17 protein-coding genes and 1 pseudogene are annotated in these 16,141 nt (G+C 71.8%); 7 read left to right on the top strand and 11 right to left on the bottom strand.

Features of this window, described 5'->3' with window-relative positions:
- Positions 1–173: 173 nt before the first annotated feature.
- The 5 genes from ACZ4MH_RS17230 to ACZ4MH_RS17210 all read right to left on the bottom strand — a co-directional run bounded on the left by ACZ4MH_RS17230 (position 174) and on the right by ACZ4MH_RS17210 (position 4,414).
- A complete protein-coding gene (locus tag ACZ4MH_RS17230; protein WP_031065875.1) occupies positions 174–569 on the bottom strand; it encodes an ATP-binding protein in 396 nt (131 codons plus the stop codon).
- A 200-nt stretch (positions 570–769) separates the two neighbouring features.
- Positions 770–1,180, bottom strand: coding sequence for a (deoxy)nucleoside triphosphate pyrophosphohydrolase (locus tag ACZ4MH_RS17225; protein ID WP_351599150.1), 411 nt, complete (start codon positions 1,178–1,180; stop codon positions 770–772).
- 27 nt (positions 1,181–1,207) lie between these two features.
- Complete coding sequence (locus ACZ4MH_RS17220; protein WP_351599149.1) at positions 1,208–1,387, bottom strand: SPOR domain-containing protein; 180 nt, start codon at positions 1,385–1,387, stop codon at positions 1,208–1,210.
- 267 nt (positions 1,388–1,654) lie between these two features.
- Positions 1,655–3,346, bottom strand: a complete 1,692-nt coding sequence (locus tag ACZ4MH_RS17215; protein WP_351599148.1) for an APC family permease — start codon at positions 3,344–3,346, stop codon at positions 1,655–1,657.
- Positions 3,347–3,661: 315 nt separating this feature from the next.
- Positions 3,662–4,414, bottom strand: a complete 753-nt coding sequence (locus ACZ4MH_RS17210; RefSeq protein WP_351599147.1) for a GntR family transcriptional regulator — start codon at positions 4,412–4,414, stop codon at positions 3,662–3,664.
- 348 nt (positions 4,415–4,762) lie between these two features.
- On the opposite strand from ACZ4MH_RS17210, the gene ACZ4MH_RS17205 reads away from it, so the two are divergent.
- On the top strand, positions 4,763–5,530 hold the full coding sequence (locus tag ACZ4MH_RS17205; RefSeq protein ID WP_351599146.1) for a PIG-L deacetylase family protein: 768 nt from the start codon (positions 4,763–4,765) through the stop codon (positions 5,528–5,530).
- Here the strand turns inward: ACZ4MH_RS17205 and ACZ4MH_RS17200 are convergent.
- Positions 5,505–6,251, bottom strand: coding sequence for a MerR family transcriptional regulator (locus ACZ4MH_RS17200; protein ID WP_351599145.1), 747 nt, complete (start codon positions 6,249–6,251; stop codon positions 5,505–5,507). The two genes, ACZ4MH_RS17205 and ACZ4MH_RS17200, sit on opposite strands and share 26 nt — an antisense overlap.
- A gap of 55 nt (positions 6,252–6,306) precedes the next feature.
- Between ACZ4MH_RS17200 and ACZ4MH_RS17195 the strand changes: the two are divergent.
- Positions 6,307–6,779: pseudogene (locus ACZ4MH_RS17195) on the top strand (DUF6194 family protein).
- An 8-nt stretch (positions 6,780–6,787) separates the two neighbouring features.
- Here the strand turns inward: ACZ4MH_RS17195 and ACZ4MH_RS17190 are convergent.
- The 4 genes from ACZ4MH_RS17190 to ACZ4MH_RS17175 all read right to left on the bottom strand — a co-directional run bounded on the left by ACZ4MH_RS17190 (position 6,788) and on the right by ACZ4MH_RS17175 (position 11,700).
- Positions 6,788–8,191, bottom strand: a complete 1,404-nt coding sequence (locus tag ACZ4MH_RS17190; protein ID WP_351599144.1) for an amidohydrolase family protein — start codon at positions 8,189–8,191, stop codon at positions 6,788–6,790.
- Between the two features lie 85 nt (positions 8,192–8,276).
- The gene (locus ACZ4MH_RS17185; RefSeq protein WP_351599143.1) at positions 8,277–9,107 is read right to left on the bottom strand and encodes an alpha/beta hydrolase; all 831 of its coding nucleotides are present in this window, start codon (positions 9,105–9,107) and stop codon (positions 8,277–8,279) included.
- 8 nt (positions 9,108–9,115) lie between these two features.
- Positions 9,116–10,111, bottom strand: coding sequence for an alpha/beta fold hydrolase (locus tag ACZ4MH_RS17180; protein WP_351599142.1), 996 nt, complete (start codon positions 10,109–10,111; stop codon positions 9,116–9,118).
- Positions 10,108–11,700: a flavin-containing monooxygenase gene (locus ACZ4MH_RS17175; protein WP_351599141.1), complete on the bottom strand. Its 1,593-nt coding sequence runs from the start codon at positions 11,698–11,700 to the stop codon at positions 10,108–10,110. The genes ACZ4MH_RS17180 and ACZ4MH_RS17175 overlap by 4 nt, the downstream gene beginning before the upstream one ends.
- Positions 11,701–11,799: 99 nt before the next feature.
- Here ACZ4MH_RS17175 and ACZ4MH_RS17170 point away from each other — a divergent pair, with 99 nt between their 5' ends.
- The gene (locus ACZ4MH_RS17170; RefSeq protein ID WP_351599140.1) at positions 11,800–12,825 is read left to right on the top strand and encodes an AraC family transcriptional regulator; all 1,026 of its coding nucleotides are present in this window, start codon (positions 11,800–11,802) and stop codon (positions 12,823–12,825) included.
- Positions 12,826–12,965: 140 nt separating this feature from the next.
- Positions 12,966–13,820 (top strand): SDR family NAD(P)-dependent oxidoreductase, encoded by an 855-nt coding sequence (locus ACZ4MH_RS17165; protein ID WP_351599139.1) that lies wholly within the window; start codon positions 12,966–12,968, stop codon positions 13,818–13,820.
- Between the two features lie 121 nt (positions 13,821–13,941).
- On the opposite strand, the gene ACZ4MH_RS17160 is transcribed toward ACZ4MH_RS17165, so the two are convergent.
- Positions 13,942–14,613, bottom strand: a complete 672-nt coding sequence (locus tag ACZ4MH_RS17160) for an MOSC domain-containing protein (RefSeq protein WP_351599138.1) — start codon at positions 14,611–14,613, stop codon at positions 13,942–13,944.
- A 170-nt stretch (positions 14,614–14,783) separates the two neighbouring features.
- On the opposite strand from ACZ4MH_RS17160, the gene ACZ4MH_RS17155 reads away from it, so the two are divergent.
- The 3 genes from ACZ4MH_RS17155 to ACZ4MH_RS17145 all read left to right on the top strand — a co-directional run bounded on the left by ACZ4MH_RS17155 (position 14,784) and on the right by ACZ4MH_RS17145 (position 16,008).
- Positions 14,784–15,116: a hypothetical protein gene (locus tag ACZ4MH_RS17155; protein WP_351599137.1), complete on the top strand. Its 333-nt coding sequence runs from the start codon at positions 14,784–14,786 to the stop codon at positions 15,114–15,116.
- Positions 15,117–15,237: 121 nt separating this feature from the next.
- Positions 15,238–15,549, top strand: coding sequence for a pore-forming ESAT-6 family protein (locus ACZ4MH_RS17150; RefSeq protein WP_351588406.1), 312 nt, complete (start codon positions 15,238–15,240; stop codon positions 15,547–15,549).
- A 45-nt stretch (positions 15,550–15,594) separates the two neighbouring features.
- Positions 15,595–16,008 carry a DUF6507 family protein gene (locus ACZ4MH_RS17145; protein WP_351599136.1) on the top strand — a complete coding sequence of 138 codons (414 nt, stop codon included), beginning with the start codon at positions 15,595–15,597 and terminating at the stop codon, positions 16,006–16,008.
- Positions 16,009–16,141 lie beyond the last annotated feature (133 nt).

Genomic DNA, 16,141 nt, shown 5'->3' with positions numbered 1-16,141 from the left:
CACGATCACAGCACAGTCTCGATCGCAGGTCATCGACGAGGTCTCGATGAATTCGCAACGATCGCAACCCACCCAGACTCATAACCAGCCACGGTCCGCTCCAACCTCCCCACCAGGCACGAAGCAGTGTTTTCTGCGCGACGGCCACAAGGGGCGCGACCGCCCGGCGGGCGTCAGCCGGTTTCGGCGAGCTCGAACCACACCGTCTTGCCGCTCCTGCCCCGTCGGGTGCCCCAGCGGCGGGCACTGCATGCCACCAGCTGCAGCCCGCGGCCGCCCTCGTCGTCGGGCGCGGCCGTGCGCTCGCGGGGCGGGTCGGGGAGCGGGTCGGACACCTCCACGAGGAGGTCTCCGCCGCGCAGCCGGACGATCCGTACGCCGATCGGCCCGCTGGCGTACCGCAGGGAGTTGGTCACCAGCTCGCTGACCAGGAGGACGGCCACGTCCACCGCCGGCTCCATGTCCCAGTCGTGCAGCGTCTCGCGGACCATGGCACGGGCCGTACGGACCACGCCCGGCTCGGCCGGGAAGCTCCACTCGGCGATCGGGGGGACCGCTGCCGTGCCCAGCCGGCGGGCCTGCGACGCAGGCGACCCCGTGGGCCCTGCCGCTGCGCTGTCGCTCACGCCGATCACTTCCCCAGCCCGATGCTCCCCCGGCGGTTTTGTACATTTTGAGGGGGGTTAATCAGCACATACCCGATATCAGGGTTCGGTTATCGCCCCAAGAGGGTCAACCAGGTGCATCGTGGCGCGAACGGCGTAGCCCGTCAGTCGAGCGCCCCCTGCCCCATGAGCAGGCGCATCGCCTCGGCGACCGCCGGCCGGTCCTGGTCCAGCCAGTCCACCGTGCCCTCGTCGCCCGGCGGCAGCCAGCGCAGCGCATCGTGGTCCTGCAACGGCCGCGGCGTCCCGGAGACCAGCCGTACGGTCCACACCTGGAGCACCAGCCCGGACTTCAGCGGCCACTCCCCGGGGATGCGCGCCAGCGGCTCGACCGCGACGCCCAGTTCCTCGCGCAGCTCCCGTACGAGCGCCTGCTCGGGCGTCTCGCCGGCCTCGACCTTGCCGCCGGGCAGCTCCCAGCGCCCGGCCAGCTCCGGCGGCGCGCTGCGCCGCGCGGCCAGCAGCCGCCCCCGGTCCAGCACCGCTCCGCCCACCACCACACGCACCGCACTCATGCGCGGCAGCCTATGCGGCCTCGATCGTCAGGCCGTGGCGCGGTCGACCCGCTCGACCACATAGAGCCGCTCGCGGCCGCGGCCGCCGAGCCGGTCGGCGACCTGCTCCGCCTCCGTGCGGGTGGCGTACCGGCCGACGCGGTAGCGGTTGCCGTTGTCGTCCTCGCGGATGACCAGCCACGGCAGTACGGCGCCACTGTCGGTCATCGCGCTCCTCCGTCCGCCGTCCGGCGCGCCGTGGCGCGCCCGTCCTGCACTAACACCGAAAACCCGATCCGCATATGCCCGAGCCTACGCCCGACCTTCACGCACCGGATACGTCTTTGCACAAAGAGGCACCGAACCGGCCATGTCACCGTCCACATCCATTGCCCCGCGTCACTCGTACCGCGGACCGGCCGGTAGCGGGCCCGGAAACGACGGCCGCCCGGCACCGAGACGGTGCCGGGCGGCCGGAGCAGTGCGGGCGGTGGATCAGACGCGGGCGTCGACCTTCTCGGCCGGGTCCCGGCCGTCGTCGTCACCGTCAGTGGCCTCGTCCCGCTCGGCGGCGGCGCGCGCCTCGGCCTCGGCCACGAGGAGCGAGGGGTTGCGCCAGGAGCTGCGCACACCCCAGTAGTAGAAGGCCAGGGCGATCACCACGACGACCCCGAGGTCCACGCCCTGCGGGATGAAGCCGCGGCCGCCGAACTCCGTGCCGCCGCAGTACGACACCGCGGCCATGACCAGCAGGTACGCGACCACCCAGGCGCCGGCCTTCAGGTGCGGCTTCAGCTCGGCCCAGGGCTTGCGCAGCTCGTACCAGGCCCAGACCGGCAGGCCGACGGCCATGATCAGGATGACCTTGCCGGTGAGCGGCCAGCGGCCCCAGTACAGGACGAGCGAGCCGAAGACCATCGCGATCGGGGCGATGACCGGCATGGCGCGCAGCTTCACCGGGCGCTTGAGGTCCGGCGAGAGACGGCGCAGCGACATCACGGCGACCGGACCCGTGATGTAGGAGATGACCGTCGCGATGGAGACGATCTCGGCGAGCGAGCCCCAGCCGCGGAAGACCGCGAGGAAGAGGAACGCGATGACCAGGTTGAGGACCAGGGCCGGGCGCGGCACACCGGTCTTCTTGTCGACCTTGCCGAAGATGCCGGGCAGGTGGCCGTTCTCCTGCACGCCGTGGATCATGCGCGAGGTGGTGGCGGCGTAGATCATGCCGGTGCCGGACGGGGAGATGAAGGCGTCCGCGTACAGCAGCATCGCCAGCCAGTTCAGGCCCCAGGCGAGCGAGAGGTCGGCGAGCGGGGAGTTGAAGCCCAGCCCGGCCCAGCTGCCGGCCTTGGTCAGGTCGTGGGCGGGCACGCCCATGAGGAAGGCGACCTGCAGCGCGAGGTAGATCACCAGCGCGATGACGATCGAGAGGATGACCGCCTTGGGCAGCGACTTGCCGGGGTTGCGCGCCTCGGCCGCCATGTTCAGCGGGGACTGGAAGCCGTTGTAGGCCCAGACGATGCCGGAGAGGGCGACGGCGGTGAAGACCGCGCTCCAGCCGTTCGGGGCGAAGCCGCCGAACTGCTTGACGTTGCTCGTGTCGAAGTGCGCCAGCATCAGCGCGCCCGCGGTCATGATCGGCACGACGACCTTGAAGACCGTGATCGCGGTGTTGGTCTTCGCGAACAGCGTGATCGCGAACCAGTTCAGGAAGAAGTAGAAGATCAGCAGCACGCTGGCGACCGCGACGCCGGAGCCGGTGAGCTCCTTGCCGTCGTACATCCCCTGCGCCCAGCCGAAGTCCCAGGAGCTCATGTACTGGACGGACGCGGTGGCCTCACCGGGGATGACCGAGACGATCGCGATCCAGTTGGCCCAGGCGGCGAGGTAGCCGGCCAGCGAGCCGTGCGAGTACTGGCCGTACCGGACCATGCCGCCGGCCTTGGGGAACATCGCGCCCAGCTCGCTGTAGGTCAGCGCGATGGTGAGGGCGACGACCGCGCCGATGACCCAGGCCAGAATGGCGGCAGGACCGGCGATGGCGGCGGCGCGCTCGGCTCCGAACAGCCAGCCGGAGCCGATGATCGACCCGAGTCCCGTGGCCGTCAGGGCGATGGTCCCGAGGGACCTGCGGTAGTTCGAGTGGGAGCCCTGCTCCGCGCTCGGGGTCTTCGGCGTGCTCAACGTGCTTGGTCTCCTGATCTTCCCCCACGGCCGTGCACAAACTTCGCCATCGTAAGAGCGAAACGGAAGATCGGAATCCAATGTTCGGTCAAATATCCCCGTTCACTTGGGCGGTGTGAGTTTTTCAACATCGCAAAGTGGGCGACAAATGCGGACATTGCCGGGCGTTGCGGGTGCTGACCTGGTGGTTACGCACCAGTACGGACGGTGGTGCGCCGCCGTCAGCCACTCGCCCAGCATGGGCACTTCACTACCGGGAACGGTGTCCCTTCACCACTACCGGGACCGGCGCCTCTTCCCCGCCTCTCCCCCGCGTCACTTCACCGGGAGGTGGTATGCGACCCGGTGCCGGTCGGCGAGCATGACGACATCGGCGGTCTCCACGGGGCGGCCGCCCGCGTAATACGTCCGCGAGATGACCAGTACGGCATGGCCGGGCACGCCGCCCAGCACCATCGCCTCCTCGGCCAGCCCCGGCCGGGCCCCGACCTCCTCGACGACGTTGTCGACGATCACGTCGATGGCCGCCATCCGCTCGACCACGCCGCGCCCGGCGAGCGGCCCCTCCTCGGGCAGCATCACGGGCGTCCGGCCCGTCACCTCCAGCGGCTCCCAGGAGGTGGAGAGCATCACCGGCTCGCCCTCGGTGCGGAAGAGGTAGCGGGTGCGCATGACCCGCTCGCCCGGCCGGACGCGCAGCCGGGCCGCGATCGCGTCGCTCGCCTCGTCCTGCTCGCTGCTGGACTCCCAGGTCCCTTTGACCTTCTCGTCCGACTGCTCCTGGCGGAACGGCGTCGCGCCCGCCCCGGTGCGGAATCCGGCGCGGGCGATACGGCGCTGGGCGGGGCGCTCGCGGACATACGTGCCCGACCCCGAGCGGCCCTCCACCAGCCCTTCGGCCATCAGGACCTTGCGGGCTTCGAGGGCGACGGTGTCCGAGACGCCGTACTCCTCGCGGATACGGGCCTGCGAGGGGAGGCGGGTGTGCGGCGGCAGCACGCCGTCGACGATCTTCTGACGCAGGTCGCCGGCGACGCGGAGGTACGCGGGCTGCTCACCGAAAGGCACATGCCCTCCCAAGGGCTTGACAGTCAGCAACAGCGTGGCAACCCACCGTTGCCACTCGCAAGCCTGGGCCACTTATTCACCCGATGTGATGACATGCAGCTCAGCAGGCACAGGAGCGGGCGCCACCCGCGCCCCCGGCGCGCGCCATGACTCCGCGCCGGCGCCATCCGGACGTCCGCCACCTCACCCACGGACCCCGCGACCGACGAGGATCAGCCGTTTCGGACCGGCCCGTTTCCGCCATCCCCGGCCACCGCACCGTGGCATGCTCGAAGCAGGCGTACGCCGTCCGCCGGTACGCCGCGCAGGGACGCGCACGCGGTGCGCCGCCCCGGGAAGGAGCCTCTCGTGCCCGCACCCGACACCACGGCCCCCGGACCGGCCGGCCTCACGCCGCTGCCCGACGACTGGCAGCGCGCCCTGGCGATCGTCGCCCACCCCGACGACCTCGAATACGGCGCCGCCGCCGCGGTCGCCGAGTGGACCGACGCCGGCCGCGAGGTCACGTATCTGCTGGTCACCCACGGAGAGGCGGGCATCGACGGGATCGGGCCCGAGGAGTGCGCGGTGATCCGTGAGGCCGAGCAGCGGGCGAGCGCGGCGGCGGTCGGCGTGCAGAACGTGGAGTTCCTGCGCCATCCGGACGGCGTCATCGAGGCCGGTCTGCCGCTCCGCCGCGACCTGGCTGCCGCGGTCCGGCGGCACCGCCCGGAGCTGCTGATCACGCTCAACCACCACGACACCTGGGGCGGCGTGCACTGGAACACGCCCGATCACCGGGTGGTCGGGCGGGCCGTCCTGGACGCGGCGGGCGACGCGGGCAACCGCTGGATCTTCCCCGAGCTGCTCAAGGAGTACGGGCTCGCGCCCTGGAACGGCGTGCGCCGGGTGGCGGTCGCCGGATCGCCGCACCCCACGCACGCCGTCGAGGTCGGCCCCGGCATCGAGCGCGCCATCGCCTCGCTCGCCGAGCACCGCTCGTACATCGAGGGCCTCAACGGCGGGGCCCAGGACCCGCTGGCCTACGCCCGCGGCTTCATCGAGCAGATGCTGCAAATGGCGGGCGACCGCCACCGCGGCCTCCCGGCGGTCACGTTCGAGGTCTTTCCCCGCTGAGCACGACGGTTGCCAGGTCCGCGCCTGCGCGGAGCAGTGCCACGCTTCGTACGGCGAGCCGGTCAAGACGTTGCTGCAGGATGCGTTGGGGCTCTTCCAGGCCGTCGAGCCCGTGCAGAGCGCCCATGATCTCGCGCACCGCGGGAACGCCGTGACCGGCACCGCGCAGGGCCGCGACGATGCGGGCGGCTCTGATCGCCGACAGGCCGTAGCGACGGGCTCGCAGTGACGTCACGCGCTCGGGGAGGACGAGCCCTTCCTGCTCCCAGAACCGCAGCGTCGAGGGACGTACACCGAGCGCCCCGGCGAGCTCTGTGATCGTCATCGCGTCACTCCCCCGCTCGGGCTCGGGTGTGCGCGTTTCGGCCTGGATCGCACGCAGGGCCTGTTGGGCCCGCAGCGCCTCGTCCCGTTCCCGCGCGAGCCGGACGTGGACCGCGTTGATCTCCGCGGCCGCCCTCTCGATCGTCGCTGTGCGCAGCTCCGCGAGCAGCTGCCGTGCGGCCACCGGCCCCACGGCAGCCGCGAGTCCTCGATAGGCACGAAGAGCGTGCACGTGAGCGGGTGTGTAGGACCGGTAGCCGTTGCTCGACCGGGCGGCCGGGGGAATGACTCCCAGCCGCTCCAGGTCGCGCACCTGTTGCACCGAGTACTCCGACGCCCGGGCGACATCGACTGTTCCGAGCCGTACGCGTGGCGCACCGCTCACCGGCTCGCCCATGGCCAACCCCACATCAGCACTTGAAGGTGACGCTTGAACCATGAGTATGGAACAGATGGCACAGATCCTCGCGACCGTGCGGGGCTTCGACGGGGCACTCGTGGTCGTCCCGGGACCGGGCGAAGGCGGATTTCCCGAGCTCACATGGGGGGGGACGCGTTCTTCTACTACGCCCCCGACGGCCGGATTCCGCACCGCGTCCAGCCGTACGGGACGATCGTCACCAAGAACTACCCCGACGACACCGCTTCCGACCTCGACCCTCCGGGCCGCTGGCGCGTGAACGTCCACGTCGACCGTGCGACGTTCCAGGAGCTCACCGGGGAGGAGCCGCGCGGCCTCGGCCGCCCGCGCGACCACGCGGCCACCGACAGTGTGCTGCCGCATCCGGTGTACGGCTCGCTCGGCTGGGTCTCTGTCGTCAATCCCGGTGAGGCGACGACGGACACGATCGTGCGGCTGCTGCGCGGCGCCCACGACGCCGCTCGTGCCCGGTTCGCGCGGCGACGCGACGCGAGCCCGGGCTGACGCGGCGGTCAGGCAGCGGCCCGGACGTGTGCGGCCGCGCGCTCCGCCTCTCGTACCACCGCCTCCGTGTCGACGCCGACCAGCTCGCCGTGGGCCTTGCGCGGCTGTCCGTCGACGAAGACGTGGGAGACGTTCGGCGGCTGGCCGTTGAGGACGATCTGGCTGATCCAGTCGAAGCGGGGCGCGAAGTTGAGCGTGCCGGGGTCGAGTACGAGGACGTCGGCGCGCTTGCCGGGCGTCAGGGAGCCGATCCGGTCGGCCATCCCGATGCACTCGGCGCCGCCGAGCGTCGCCATCCGCAGCACGGCCGGGAGGGTGGGGTGGATCTCCGCGTCCTCGTGCAGCGCGCGCTGGAGCCCGACCGCGGCCTTCATGACGTTGAACATGTCCGAGGTGTCGTTGGTGCCGCCGTCGTGGCCGAGCCCAGCCTTGACGCCGCGCCGGTGCATGGCGGGCAGCGGCATGATCCCGGAGGCCAGCCGCATGTTGCTGAGCGGGCAGTGCGCCACCCGCACGTCGTGCTCCGCGGTCAGCGCGATCTCCTCGTCGATGAGGTGGATCGCGTGGTTCATCAGCAGCCCGGGCCCGAAGGCGCCGGCCTCGCGGAGCGAGCGGATGGGGTCGTCCGCGCGGTCGTCGCGGTGCTCCAGTACATGGGAGTTGAGCATGAGGCCAAGGTCGTCCGCGACTTCGCGGAAGCGGCGCAGCTCCGGTACGGCCTTCATGCCCGCGTGCACGGACACCTGCGCGGAGGCCAGCGGCAGCGGGTCCAGCAGCTCCTTCTTGACGCGCGGGAGGAGGCCGATCGCGTCGGCGGTCTGCGCCATCGCGTACACAAAGCGCAGCCCGGTGTCGTCCAGCGCCCGGATGTACTGCTCGCTGGTGTCGTACGGGATGGCGTGCACCCAGTCGACGACGGTGGTGACGCCGGCCTGCAGGGCGTCCAGGGCGGCGAGGTGTACGAAGCGGTACATGTCCGCGGCGTCGATCTTGGGGAGGGTGGCGCGGTTGCAGGCGGCCAGCCAGCCGTTCAGGTCCTGGTCCGAGCAGCCGCCGCGGATGCTGGACTGCCACAGGTGGTTGTGCAGGTCGACGAAGCCGGGGAGGACGAGCTTGCCGCGCGCGTCCACCACGCGGGCGCCCTCCGGGGCGGTCAGCCCGTGCCCCACCGCGGCCAGCCGGCCGCCCCGCATCAGTACGTCCGCGTGCTCAAGGGTGCCCAGCTCGCCGGCCCCGATGTCGGGGTCCATGGTGAGGACGAGGTCGGCGTTGCGGAGGAGGGTGGGGCGGGCGCGGTCGTCGGGTGCGGGCGGCGCCTTCGTCTGCGGGGCCGCACCGGCGATCCCTGCGGCCAGCGGCACGCTGCCCAGACCTGCCAGGACGGTTCTTCGCGTCAGTCTCGGAAAAGTCATCTCGATGTTGTACCGCGGGTAACACGCCGTCCCGAGAGGCGCGTTCCAGCCAACTGACACTCTGTCAATTACCCTGACTCACAGCTCAACTCTTCGTAGGATCAACCCACTTGCTCAGCAGTCGGCGGACCCCGGCCAGGGACCGCCGCGCCTCAGGGGTCCACACCGCGCTCACGTACACGTGGCCCGCCTCCGGCTCGCACGTGAACGTGCCGCCGTTGCCGGCCGCCGCCAGCCGGTCACCCAGCAGCCGCGCGTCGGCGGCGAAGAGGTCCCGGCCGCCCTGGAAGACGTGCACCGGCGGCAGCCCGGCCACGTCCGCGAACCGCGGGCTGAGCAGCGGGCAGCGCGGATCGGCGCCGTGCGCCCACAGCCGCCCGGCCTCGATCAGGTCATCGGTACGGAGCAGCGGGTCGAGGGGCTCCAGCGCCGGCAGCGCGGGGTGCGACATCGTGAGGTCCAGCCACGGCGAGAACAGCAGTACCTGACGCGGCGGGGGCAGGCCCGCGTCCCGGTACGCGACGGCCTGGCCGAGCGCGAGCCCGCCGCCGGCCGAGTCGCCGCCGAGGGTGACGTTCCCGGACCCCGCCTCGGCGCACAGGGCGTCGTAGACCGTACGCAGCAGGGAGTACGCCGCTGGCGCGTCACCCTCGGGGGCGAGCCGGTAGAGCGGCACGGTGAGGGTGACGCCGGTGCCCTTGGCGGCGTGCTGGAGGAGCCACCAGTGCGCGGTCTGCAGCGGGAAGGCGTACGCGCCGCCGTGCGTGTAGAGCAGGTGGCGGCCGGTGGCGCCGCGGCGCGGGGCGAGCCGCAGGACCGGGCGGCCGGCCACCGTCGAGCGGGTGACCTCGTAGCGGGCGCGCAGCGGGGCCGGTACCGGTGCGGCCTGCGTGGCCGGCGCGCACGTCCCCGCCATCGCTCACCTCACCCCTTCGCGGTGCCCCTCGCCGCCGCGCTCCCGGCGCCGTCTCCCGCGGCGTCCTTTACGGAGCCGTCCCCCGCAGCATCCTTCGTGGGGCCCGCCACGCTGTCCAGGAACCCGGCCGCCAGCTCCGTGAATTCCGCCGCCCGCTCGATCTGGGGCATGTGCCCGGTGGCGGGAAAGAGGTGGCTGCGGGCGTGCGGCAGCGCGGCCACCGCGGCGTGGAAGTGCTTCACCGGCAATACCGCGTCCGCGTCGCCCCAGACGACGAGGGTGGGCACGCGGGCCGCCGCGGTCCGCGCGAGGAGGGCGCGGCGCCAGCCGGGGTACGACCCGAGGACCGGCACGCCCAGGCTCAGCAGCGTGGCCATGAAGGTGCCGCGGAAGTCGGGCTGCCGGCCGACCAGCCCGGCGTGCCGGATCAGCTCCTCCGTGGCGTGCCGCGGGTCGTGGAACAGGTCGCGGTTGACCTGGACGCCGGCCTCCCGGGCCCGGACCCGGAACCGCTTTCCGACACCGGGCAGCGCCGCCAGTGCGGCGTACCCCATGGAGCGCGGCGAGAGGTTGGCCTCGCGGCCGAAGCCGGCGCTGTTGGCGAGGACGAGGGCTGCCACCCGGTCCGGGTACTCCGCCGCGACGGTCATGGCGACCGCGCCGCCGAGCGAATTGCCCATCAGGTGCACGGGCCGTCGCTCCCCCAGCGCGTCCAGCACGCCGATCACGGCCCGCGCGAAGGAGGCGAGCCCGGTGCGGCCCTTCATGCGCCGGGTCAGGCCGAAGCCGGGCAGGTCGGTGCTGATGACCCGGTGGCCGCGCGCCGCGAGCAGGTCGTGGGTGAGCTGCCAGTCCTCCAGGCTGCGCGCGATGCCGTGCAGCAGCACGACGGGCGGGCCGTCGCCGGTCGCCTCGCCGGTCGCCTCGCCGTTCGCTTCCCCGCTGACGCGTACGCGTACGGGATGCCCGTCGACGTCTACGTACACCGTGTCGGTGGCGGTCACTTGGCGGCCTCCGCCCGCGTGTGCGCCCGGTCCTGCCCCGGCGTACCGCCCGGCGCGTGCTCCGGCTCGCGGCCCGGCGCCTGCTGCCCGCGGCGCACCGCCGCGCGGGGCGTGGGCTTCAGCGTGCGCCCGAGGTTCGTCCGCATCGTCGTGGCGGCGTCCAGCACGTAGTTCTGGCGTACCTTCCACGGCCCGCGGTCGCCCTGGCGCGGGAACGCGTCGATGGAGCGCTTGACGTATCCGGCGGCGAGGTCGAGCAGCGGCCGCTCGGCGAGCGGACCGCCGGGCTCGGGCACCACGGCCGCGTAGTCGTTGCGGTCCATGTAGTTCAGCACCTTGCACACCAGCCGCGAGGTGAGGTCGGCGCGGAGCGTCCAGGAGGCGTTGGTGTAGCCGATGCAGACGGCGAAGTTGGGCACGCCGGTCATCATCGCGCCGCGCCACACGAACTGCCGCGACAGCTCGACCGGCCGCCCGTCGATCTGCGGAGTGATGCCGCCGAAGGCGAGCAGCCGCAGCCCGGTGGCGGTGACGACGACGTCCGCCTCCAGCACCTTCCCCGACTTCAGCCGGATGCCCTCGGGCACGAAGGTGTCGATGTGGTCGGTGACGACCTCGGCCCGGCCCTGCTTCAGCGCCTTGAAGAGGTCGGCGTCCGGCACCGCGCACAGCCGCTGGTCCCAGGGGTTGTACGAGGGCGTGAAGTGGTCCCGCACGGCCTGCTCGTCCTTCAGGACGCGGGTGTTCAGACGGGTGAGCAGCTTCCGCGCGGCCTGCGGGCGGCGCCGGCAGAACTGGTAGAAGCCGATCCCGAAGAGGATGTTCTTGGTCCGCACGGCGCGGTGGGCCACGCCCGCGGGCAGCACGCCCCGCACCTTGTCGGCGATCTTGTCCCGGCCGGGCACGGCGCTGATCCAGGTCGGCGTGCGCTGCAGCATCGTGACCCGCTCGGCCCGGCCGGCCATCGCGGGCACGAGCGTGACGGCGGTGGCCCCACTGCCGATGACGACGACGCGCTTGCCCGCGTAGTCCAGGTCCTCGGGCCAGAACTGCGGGTGGACGACGGTCCCGGTGAAGGAGCCGAGGCCGGGGAAGTCGGGCGCGTGACCCCGGTCGTAGTCGTAGTACCCGGCGCAGGAGTACAGGAAGTCGCAGGTCAGGGTGGAGCGTACGGCTTCGCCCGTCGCCTCGTCGGTGCGTTCGAGGGTCAGCGTCCAGCGCGCGTCGCGCGTCGACCAGTCGGCGGAGAGCACCTTCGTGCGGTACCGGATGTGCCGGTCGATCCCGAATTCCGCCGCCGTCTCCTTGATGTACCGCAGGATCGACGGTCCGTCGGCGATCGACTTGGCGTCCCGCCACGGTTTGAACGGATAGCCGAGCGTGAACATGTCGGAGTCCGAGCGGATGCCGGGGTAGCGGAAGAGATCCCAGGTGCCGCCCATGGACGCGCGGGCCTCCAGGATCGCGTACGAGCGCCCCGGGCACTCCGTCCGCAGCCGGTACGCCGCGCCCACGCCGGACAGCCCGGCGCCCACGATCACGACATCAAGGTGCTCGGAGTCCGGCCGCCGGCCGTCGGAATTCGTCATGGCCCCAGTCTGCGCAATGGGGCGGGTGGGGTTCTTGACTTCACACGACACGTATTTGACCCTGAACGACATGTCGGTGACCGGACACAGGCTCTCAGCATGTCGGTGATCAGATCGGCGGGGCTGCGCGGCTTCCGTGCGACGGTCGCCGAGCTGGGCGGCGACGCCGAGGAGTACGCCGCGGCCGCCGGCCTGCCCGTCGCCGCGCTCGACACCGACGACCTCCTGGTCGACGACCAGGCCATGACGAGGGTGCTGGAGCTGGCCGCCGCCGGGCTGGACCGCCCCGACCTCGGCCTGCGCGTCGCGACCCGCCAGGACTTCGGCATGCTCGGCGCGCTGGCCCTGGCCATCCAGCACTCCCCCACCGTCGCCGACGCGCTCGAATGCACCTCGCGCTACCTCTTCGTCCACGCGCAGGCCCTCAGCCTCACCCTCGAACCCGACCCGTACGACGCGCCGGGCATCGCCGCCCTCCGCTACGGCCCGCACCCCGGCCTCCCCGCCCCCGTCCAGGGCACCGACCTGGGCCTCGGCTTCCTGCACCGCGCGATCCAGTTCCTCGTCGACGGCCCCTACGGGCTCCGTACTGTAGAGCTCCCGTACCGCCCCGCCGCGCCTCTCTCCACGTACGAGGAGTTCTTCGGCGCCCCCGTACGCGTCGCCCGCCCCGCCGCCCTGCTCCGCGTACCGAAGAGCCTCGGCGACCGGCCGCTCGCGGGCGGCGACGAACACCTCCGCCGGCTCGCCCTGGCGTTCCTCGCCGAACAGGCGCCGGACGAACGCGCCGATCTCGTCCTCCGGGTCCGCGGCGCGGTACAGCAGTCCCTGGGCACCACCCCGCCCGACATCGGCGCGGTCGCCCGGCTGCTCAGCATCCACCCGCGCACCCTGCAGCGGCGGCTGCGCGACGAGGGCACGACGTACGCCGCGATCCTCGACGACGCACGCCGCCAGGCCGCCCGCCACTACCTCACGGGCACCGCCATCCCCATGACCCAGATCGCCGCCCTCCTCGGCCTCTCCGAACAGTCGGCCCTGACCCGCTGCTGCCGGCGGTGGTGGGGGGTGTCGCCGACGGGGGTGCGGCGCGGGGGACTGCTTCCGGAGAGTGGTACGAGCTGACCCCGGGTGTCGTCCAAGGGCCGGCCCCGTGTCGTCCAGAGGCAAGCCTCTGTCGTGCAGGGTCAAGCCGGGCGCGGTGCTTCACGGGCAGACTGGTGCGGCCGGAGATCACCGAAGCCCGCCCACCCCGGAGGAGCCCCATGCCTGCCGCCGCCCTCTCCCCGTACCGTTTCGCCGGAGGTACCGCGGTCGTGACCGGCGCGGCCGGCGGCATGGGCGAGCAGCTGGCCTACGGGCTCGCGGCGCGCGGCAGCGGACTCGTCCTCATCGACCGGGACGCCGACCGGCTGGCGGACGTCGCCGCCAAGGTGCGCGCCGGGCACCCGCACCTGACCGTCGACACCCACGTGGCCGACCTCTCCGACACCGACGGACTGGACGCCCTCGTCACCCGGATCACCGAGGCCCATCCGCGCATCACGCTCCTGATCAACAACGCCGGGGTGGCGCTCGGCGGCCGCTTCGAGCAGCTGACGGCCGAGGAGTTCGACTGGGTGCTGGCCGTCAACTTCCGCGCCCCGGTGGCGCTCACCCGCCTCTTCCTTCCGCACCTCCTGCGCTCCCCCGGCAGCCACATCGTCAACGTCTCCAGCCTCTTCGGGCTGATCGCGCCGCCCGGCCAGTCGGCCTACGCCGCCAGCAAGTTCGCGCTGCGCGGCTTCAGCGAGTCCCTCCGCCACGAGCTCGCCGACCGCGCCACCGGCGTCACCACCGTCCACCCCGGCGGCATCCGCACCCGTATCGCCGAGAACGCCCGCGTGGCCGCCGCGGCCGACGCGGCCGAGTCCCGCGCGGGCAAGGAGAGCTTCGCCAAGCTGCTGACCTACCCGGCCGACAAGGCCGCCGAGCAGATCCTGGCGGGCATCCGCGCCCGCAGGCCCCGGGTCCTGATCGCCGCCTCCGCCGTCGTCCCCGACCTGCTGGCCCGCCTCTTCCCCGCCTCGTACATGAGTGTCATGAACCGCCTCCGCCCGTCCGGCGCGGCACGCCGCTAGGACAGGCCCGGTAGGACAGGCCCGGTAGGACAGGTACCGCGTACTGGCTCACCGACGTACTCGCTCACCGGCGTACTGGCTCAGCGGCTCCCGTACGTGACCGGCTCACCGGCGTACTCGCTCACCGGCTCCCGTACTTGGCGGCGTACTTCCGGGCGATCTCCAGCTGCTCGCGTTCCATCCACTCCGCGGCGACCAGCATGTCCGGCAGCGACTTGCGCTCGGTCGTCACGGCGCGGAACAGCCGCCCGACCGTGACGTCGTGATCCGGGCGGTCCACCACCTCGACCCGGTCGCCGGCGCTGAACTCCCCCGGCTCGATGACGCGCAGCATCGCCCCCGAGGAGCCCGCCAGCGTGAACCGCCGCAGCCAGCCCTTCTCGGCGAGCCGGCCCGCGAACGTACGGCACGGGATACGGCCCCCCGTCACCTCCAGCACGACCTCGTCGCCGACCCGCCACCGCTCGCCGACCAGCGCCTCCCGCAGGTCCATCGCCGCGGTGGTGAGGTTTTCCCCGAACGCGCCGTTGGCCAGCGGCCGCCCCAGCTCCTGCTCCCACGCGTCCAGGTCCTCCCGCGCGAACGCGTAGACGGCCCGGTCGTCGCCCCCGTGGTAGCGCAGGTCGCAGACCGAGTCCCCGGCCACCCCGCTCGCCCCGACTCCGGCGGGGCCGGGGGCGGTCACCCGCACCGGCCCGGTCACCGGCTGCTTGTCGATACCGGTCGTTCCGGACGGCGCGTCGGTGTACTCGACCGCCTTCGCCGCCCCGACGTTCACACTGAGGATCTTCATATACCGAATCTATGCCGTAACGGGATCATCGGGTCGTAGTCGGGCGGCTTTTCGGTACGCCGCCACATGGTTATCCACAGGCTCCGTACCCTCGATTGCAGCACCCACCCCGACTTGATAAATATGGCTCCACTTAAAACGACAGCCGTCCAGCCGGCAGGGGGAGCCTGATGAAGTTCGACATGGGATCGCAGACGTTGTCGACGCTGCAGTCGAAGTCGCGTGGGTCGAGTGAGGACCTGGGCTCGCTGATCCGGCAGCTGGTCGATGCGGCGGCGCCGTTGGAGGGCAAGTTCAACGGCTCCGGCAAGGCCGCCTTCGACCGGTTCAAGGCCCACTCGGACGAGATCGCGTCGTCGCTGCAGAGTTCCCTGTCGGGGATTCTCGGCGGCCAGAAGGGCATGGACGCGGCGTTCAGCTCCGGCGATCAGGAGCACGGGGACAACGCGCGGCAGCAGATGTCGGCGGCGAATTTCGACGCGGCGCGCTTCGGCGGCCGCTGATCGTTGGGCGCGGCGCGCTTCGGCAGCCGCTGATCGTTGGGCGCGGCGCGTTTCGGCGACCGCTGATCAATTGTCTTCCGGCTGCTGGGTGGGCCGGTGTGTGTGACGGGGAGTGTGTGTGATGGCTGGTGGACAGGATCGTCGTTCGTACGACACGACGGCGTCGGGTGATGCGCAGGGCAATATCCAGACGGTGATCGCGCGGCTGGAGCAGGTGATCACGGCGCGCGACGGTCAGGTGAAGGCGGCGATGGCGGACTTCACCGCCGATGGCGTGGCGGATGAGTACCACGGCAAGGAGCTGCGCTGGAACCGTGCCTCGCAGGAGGTCAAGAACATCATCCAGCTGCTGAAGACGACGCTGGAGAAGAACGACGGCACGGCGCAGCACACGCTGTCCAAGGCCAAGGCTGCGGTCGACAACATCGGCTGACCCGCTCGGCAACGGGCGGGACGGTAACGGGGAGCGTGGGTAGGCATGGCGGGCTGGGACCTGCATCCGCAGGGCATTTCGAGCGTGCTGAAGACGACCGGTGAATTCGCCGGGAAGATCGAGGGGCACGCCAAGGCGTACGGGGAGCATCTGCAGTCCGCCGCGAGCAGCGCGGGCACGATCACTGCCGAGGGCGAAGCGCACGGCGGCGGTCAGGGCGGCAAGGGCGGGGAGAAGGCCGCGGGCGGTCTGGTGGCGCTGGCCCTGTCGCAGTTCGCCGAGCACACCACCAACGACCTGAAGTTCATCGCCGCCCGGGCCGGCAAGTCCCTCACGGGCGCGGTGGACGCCACCACCGCCTACCTCAACGGCGACCTGGACATGGCCGCCGACGCCCAGCACAAGGCCCTCGGCGCGGTGGACCTGGACCCGAAGAAGCCGGGGGCGCAGCAGTCGTGAAGATCGAGCTGAAGCCGGACCAAATCCCCCAGTACACCGGCGATCTGGAGCAGCTGGAGAAGGACCATGCCGCGCTGAAGTCGGATGCCGGGCACATCCGCACCACCGGCTCGGACGTCCACTCCCATTTCCA

The organism is Streptomyces sp. NPDC026301, assembly GCF_055567935.1.
The sequence above is the reverse complement of the archived record's forward strand: the minus strand, read 5'-3'. Positions and strand labels throughout refer to the sequence as shown.